The organism is Mesorhizobium sp. M2C.T.Ca.TU.002.02.1.1, from assembly GCF_003997225.1.
The window spans coordinates 1-4,731 of the sequence record NZ_RZTO01000497.1; the positions used below are offsets into that span (position 1 = coordinate 1).

A 4,731-nucleotide genomic window follows, 5' to 3' on the forward strand; every position below is an offset into this window, starting at 1 on the left:
GCTTCCTTTTGGCGGCAAGACGTCTCGGGGTCGAGGCGCGCGACTGCCTGGTCTTCGAGGATGCGCCGGCGGGCATCGCGGCGGGCGAGGCTTCCGGCGCCTCGGTGATGGTGATCAGCGCCACGCACGTCCACCCGCTCGTCACGCCGCACCCGGCAATCCGTTCCTATGGCGAAATCGGCATTGCTACGGACGACAGTGGCTGGATCGCGCTCGCGGCCGAGCGTGCGGTCGCTTAAAAGTCGCTGGTGAGACCCTTCACCTCCCAGTCGCCATAGCGGCCGGGTTCGTTACCGCCGCGACCACCGATCTCCTTCGGCAATTTTGCCTCGGCCTGACGATATTCCCTGCGCCTGGCCTCGGCCTCCGCCAGCGCGCGGCTCGCAGCCGGCGTCAGCACCTTTCGCGGCGCGTCGCCTTCGCCCGCGGTTTCGGTCTTGTTGGTCAGTTCGGTCATGCGATATTCCCTGCCGATTGAAACGAGGCCCGGCCTTTCCCATCATATAGCCATGACGCCAGAAGGATCGACCCCTATTCGACGGATGAAACGATGAACACGCTTCGTACCGCAGTGCTCCTTGCCGCGATGACGGCGCTGTTCATGGGCGTCGGCTATCTGATCGGCGGCTCGGGCGGCATGGTCATCGCGCTTTTGATCGCCGCCGGCACCAATCTGTTCAGCTATTGGAACGCCGACAAGATGGTGCTGTCGATGAACCGCGCCGTCGAGGTCGACGAGAAGAACGCGCCCGAATATTACGCGATCGTCCAGGCGCTGGCCAAGCAGGCCGGCCTGCCGATGCCGAGAACCTATCTGATCGACAACCCGCAGCCCAACGCCTTCGCCACCGGCCGTAATCCCGAGAATGCCGCGGTGGCCGCGTCCACCGGCCTGCTCGAGCGGCTCTCCCATGAAGAGGTCGCGGCGGTGATGGCGCATGAGCTTGCCCATGTGCAGCATCGCGACACGCTGACCATGACGATCGTGGCGACTCTCGCCGGCGCCATCTCGATGCTTGGCAATTTCGCCTTCTTCCTCGGCGGCAGCCGTGACAACAACAATCCGTTCGGCTTTGTTGGCGTGCTTGTCGCGATGATCGTCGCGCCTTTCGCCGCTATGATCGTGCAGATGGCGGTGAGCCGCACGCGCGAATACGAGGCCGACCGGCGTGGCGCAGAAATCTGCGGCAATCCGCTGTGGCTGGCCTCGGCGCTGGGCAAGATCGCGCGCGGCGCCGAGCGGATCCCCAATGAGGATGCCGAGCGCAATCCGGCGATGGCGCATCTTTTCATCATCAACCCGCTGCATGGCGAGCGCATGGACAATCTGTTCTCGACCCATCCGAGCACCGAGAACCGCATTGCGGCGCTGCAGGAGATGGCGCGCGCCATGGGCGGCGCATCGCCTGCCGCACGGCGCGAGGCACCGGCGCCGACCGCCGCCAACGAAGCGCCGGCCGGCCCCTGGGGCAAGCCGGCGGACCCGGCCCCAGAGGTCGAGCCGCCGCCACGAAAACCCAATCCCTGGGGCCGCAACCCGACCGGGCCGCGCAATGCCGGGCGCAGGGGCCCGTGGTCGTGACGCCGCCGAGGCGCGGACAGCCACGCAATCCGCAACGCCCAGGCAATCCGCAAGGCAAGGCCGGTGACGAGAACGTTGCCGGCCTTGCCGCGCGCAAGGCGGCGGCGCGCCTGCTTGCCGCCGTTATCGATGCCCGCACGCCGCTCGACGGGTTGACCGACAACGAGCACGGCCATCCGCAATACAAGGCGCTGGACGGCCGCGACCGCGCGCTGGTACGCGCCATCCTGGTGACGGCGCTGCGCCATCGCATGACCATTGCCGGGCTGCTGTCAAAGCGGCTGGAAAAGCCGCTGCCGGCCAACGCCACGGCGCTCTCGCATATCCTCAACGTCGCCGCCGCGCAGATCCTGTTCCTCGATGTTCCCGACAGCGCCGCCGTCGATCTTGCCGTCACCCACGCCAAGTCCGATCCGCGCACGACGCGTTTCTCCGGCCTCGTCAACGGCGTGCTGCGTTCGCTGGCGCGCGCCAAGGACGCCGAGCTTGCCCCGGCGCTTGCCGCCACCAGCGAGGCGCCGCAATGGTTCTCCGAGCGGCTGGGCGCCGCCTACGGAGCCGACAAGGCGCGCGCCATCCTCGCCGCCCATCGCCACGAGGCGCCGGTCGATTTCACGGTCAAGGCCGATCCGCCGCTCTGGGCCGAGCGTCTGGGTGGCATCGTGCTGCCGACCGGCACGGTGCGTGTCGAAAAGCTCGCCGCCAATGTCGTCGACCTCCCCGGTTTCGCCGACGGCGCATGGTGGGTGCAGGACACGGCCGCCAGCCTGCCGGCGCGCCTGTTCGGCGACATCAGAGGTCAGCGCGTCGCCGACCTCTGCGCCGCGCCCGGCGGCAAGACGGCGCAGATCATCCTGGCCGGCGCCAGCGTCACCGCTGTCGATACCTCGAAGAACCGGCTGGCACGGCTCAAGCACAATCTCGACCGCCTCGGCCTGACCGCCGAACTCGTCCAGGCCGACCTGCTCGATTACCGGCCGGCGCAATCGTTCGACGCCGTGCTGCTCGACGCGCCCTGCTCCTCGACCGGCACGGTGCGCCGCCACCCCGACGTGCCCTGGACGAAAACCTTGGCCGACGTCGAAAAGCTCGCCGACCTCCAGCGCCGGCTGCTTGCCCATGCCGTTACGCTTGTCAGGCCCGGGGGACAAATCGTGTTCTCGAACTGCTCGCTCGACCCGATCGAAGGCGAGAAGCTCTATCGCGATTTCCTCGCCGATAACCCCGGTGTGGTCGCCGATCCTATCCGGCCGGGCGAGTTCGCCGGCGTCGATCCGTTCCTGACGCCGGAGGGAACATTGCGCACCACGCCGGCCGATCTTCCGCTCGGATCACCTGGGCTATCGGGCCTCGACGGCTTCTTCGCCGCACGCATGCGGCGGGTTGGATAGGATCTTGCTGGCACCGACAGCGCTTGCTGTGCTCCCGTCAACCGATCGCACGCTTCGGCGATTAGCTGAAGCTTTCGAACCTCGTCATTCTATGGCGGAGCAAGGAGCGAAGCGAAGCGCGCAGACCATAGAATCCATTCCGTGACTTCAAAGCGTTGCCACGGTGCAGAATTATGCTCCGCAGCGCCCTACGACTAAGGTCACGGAATGGATCCTCGGGTCTACGCGCCGCTTCGCGTCGCTCCGCCCGTGGATGACGACGTCACGGAGGTATCGGCCAATCACGAAGCTCGGCGTCGACATGAGCGGCGAAATCTGGACGTGCCGGTCGTTCCAGGAAACGCTTGTTCAAACTCCAACCTCACCTGAATATCGACACATCCTAGAGCATGTCGTCGAGGCTCCAGTGATTCCCCCAGCGGGCGTCGATTTCGTCGTCGACATTCTGGTAGCGGATATCCGTCGACAGCCGGATGAGACCATCGAGGCTCTGGTTCGTCGTGGAGGCATGGATCATGAAGGGCGAGTGCAGCACGACGTCGCCCGCCTCGTAATCCGCCACGAGCCAGCGCGTGTCGAACCGCTCCGCCATCGCGGGCAGGTCCTTCGACACCCAGCCGCCTTCGCTCATGTTGCGGTTGTAGGCGCTGATGCGCTCCTCCGGGCGGAGCCCTGCATTGTCGCTGCTGAAGCGTGCCTCCATCGCGGCGCCGACGGCGTGCGATCCCTCCAGGTAGATCAGCCCGCCCATATCGATGGAGGTGTCGCCGATCGGGATCCAGGCCGTCACCACGCGGCTTGTGCCGCCGCGCAGATAGACGAGGTCGTAATGCGCGGGCGTGGCGGTCGCCGTTCCAGGCATTGTGAAGCGCATGATCTTTCGCTTGTGCAGATAGGAGAGGCCTTCCACGAAAGCATCCATCAGACGCGACAGGCGGGGCTGCGCGCAAAAGCCTTCATAGGCGCTCGAGCGGACCAGGGACATCAGCCGGCGATCGGCGAGCTGGCGATCGAATACGCCGGCGGACGCCATGCCGAGCGAAGGGTCGGTCCCCGGCTTCACCAGCCCGCTTTCGGCAAGGCGCGATAGCGCGAAGCCGCGAAAATCGATCACGTCGCGGCGGGGCAGAAGGCCCTTCAGCCAGACATAGCCTTGTAACGCATAGAGACGGCGAATGGCCTCGACGCCGACCGAGGGATCGGTCGGCGAGAGACATCCCAGCCGGTCGGGCGCCGCCGACAGTGTCTTGCCGTTGGCCGTCAGGGCAACAGTGGACAGATCATCCGCGGAAACTTTGGCCAGGGAAGGTATCGACATTTCGATCATCCGTCATTCTTCAATTTCCACGGATATTGGCTTAGTCTCAGGGCATCTCCCATGGACAGAAATTCCAGCCTGGATTTTTCGCTCAATGCCAGCTTCATCCTACGCGCTCTGCCGCTCGCCGCCGGCCGCCATGGGCGGACTATCGGTGAAGGGGGTAGGCCGGCATCATGTCAGCCGGGCCATCGTCAGGCGGAAGCTGCCGGATTTCGCCGTTGTCCTGGTCGAGGACGGTCGGGGCTGGCTGGAAACCAGGGCCGCCGGCAGGCAGGCGATCGTCGCGCCCAGCCTTTTCTGGCTGTTCCCGGACACGGCCCATTCGTATGGGCCCGACGATCCGGGCTGGAGCGAGCGCTGGGCGCTTTTCGGCGGCGCCCTGACGCGGGACTTCACGCGCATGCGGCTCATCATGGAGCATGCTCCGGTCGTCGCCC

General features: G+C 66.1%; 6 protein-coding genes. 4 read left to right on the top strand and 2 right to left on the bottom strand.

Annotated elements, in window-relative coordinates; translation table 11 throughout:
* Window positions 1-239, top strand: a 239-nt coding sequence (locus EOD07_RS23235) for an HAD-IA family hydrolase (RefSeq protein ID WP_164772452.1), incomplete at its 5' end; no start/stop codon positions are given.
* On the opposite strand, the gene EOD07_RS23240 is transcribed toward EOD07_RS23235, so the two are convergent.
* Window positions 236-457, bottom strand: a complete 222-nt coding sequence (locus tag EOD07_RS23240; protein ID WP_041002825.1) for a DUF1674 domain-containing protein — start codon at window positions 455-457, stop codon at window positions 236-238. The genes EOD07_RS23235 and EOD07_RS23240 overlap by 4 nt on opposite strands.
* A gap of 93 nt (window positions 458-550) precedes the next feature.
* Between EOD07_RS23240 and htpX the strand changes: the two genes are divergently transcribed.
* Together htpX and EOD07_RS23250 are read left to right on the top strand one after the other, a co-directional pair.
* Window positions 551-1,582, top strand: coding sequence for a zinc metalloprotease HtpX (gene htpX, locus EOD07_RS23245; RefSeq protein WP_127237122.1), 1,032 nt, complete (start codon window positions 551-553; stop codon window positions 1,580-1,582).
* A complete protein-coding gene (locus EOD07_RS23250) occupies window positions 1,579-2,973 on the top strand; it encodes an RsmB/NOP family class I SAM-dependent RNA methyltransferase (RefSeq protein WP_164772453.1) in 1,395 nt (464 codons plus the stop codon). Before htpX ends, EOD07_RS23250 begins: the two co-directional genes overlap by 4 nt.
* A 382-nt stretch (window positions 2,974-3,355) precedes the next feature.
* Here EOD07_RS23250 and EOD07_RS23255 read toward each other — a convergent pair whose 3' ends face one another.
* Entirely contained in the window at window positions 3,356-4,291 is a 936-nt protein-coding gene (locus tag EOD07_RS23255; RefSeq protein WP_127237124.1) for a phytanoyl-CoA dioxygenase family protein, read from the bottom strand.
* A 94-nt stretch (window positions 4,292-4,385) separates the two neighbouring features.
* On the opposite strand from EOD07_RS23255, the gene EOD07_RS23260 reads away from it, so the two are divergent.
* Window positions 4,386-4,731 (top strand): AraC family ligand binding domain-containing protein (locus tag EOD07_RS23260; RefSeq protein ID WP_206519529.1); only part of this gene is annotated, 346 nt, incomplete at its 3' end.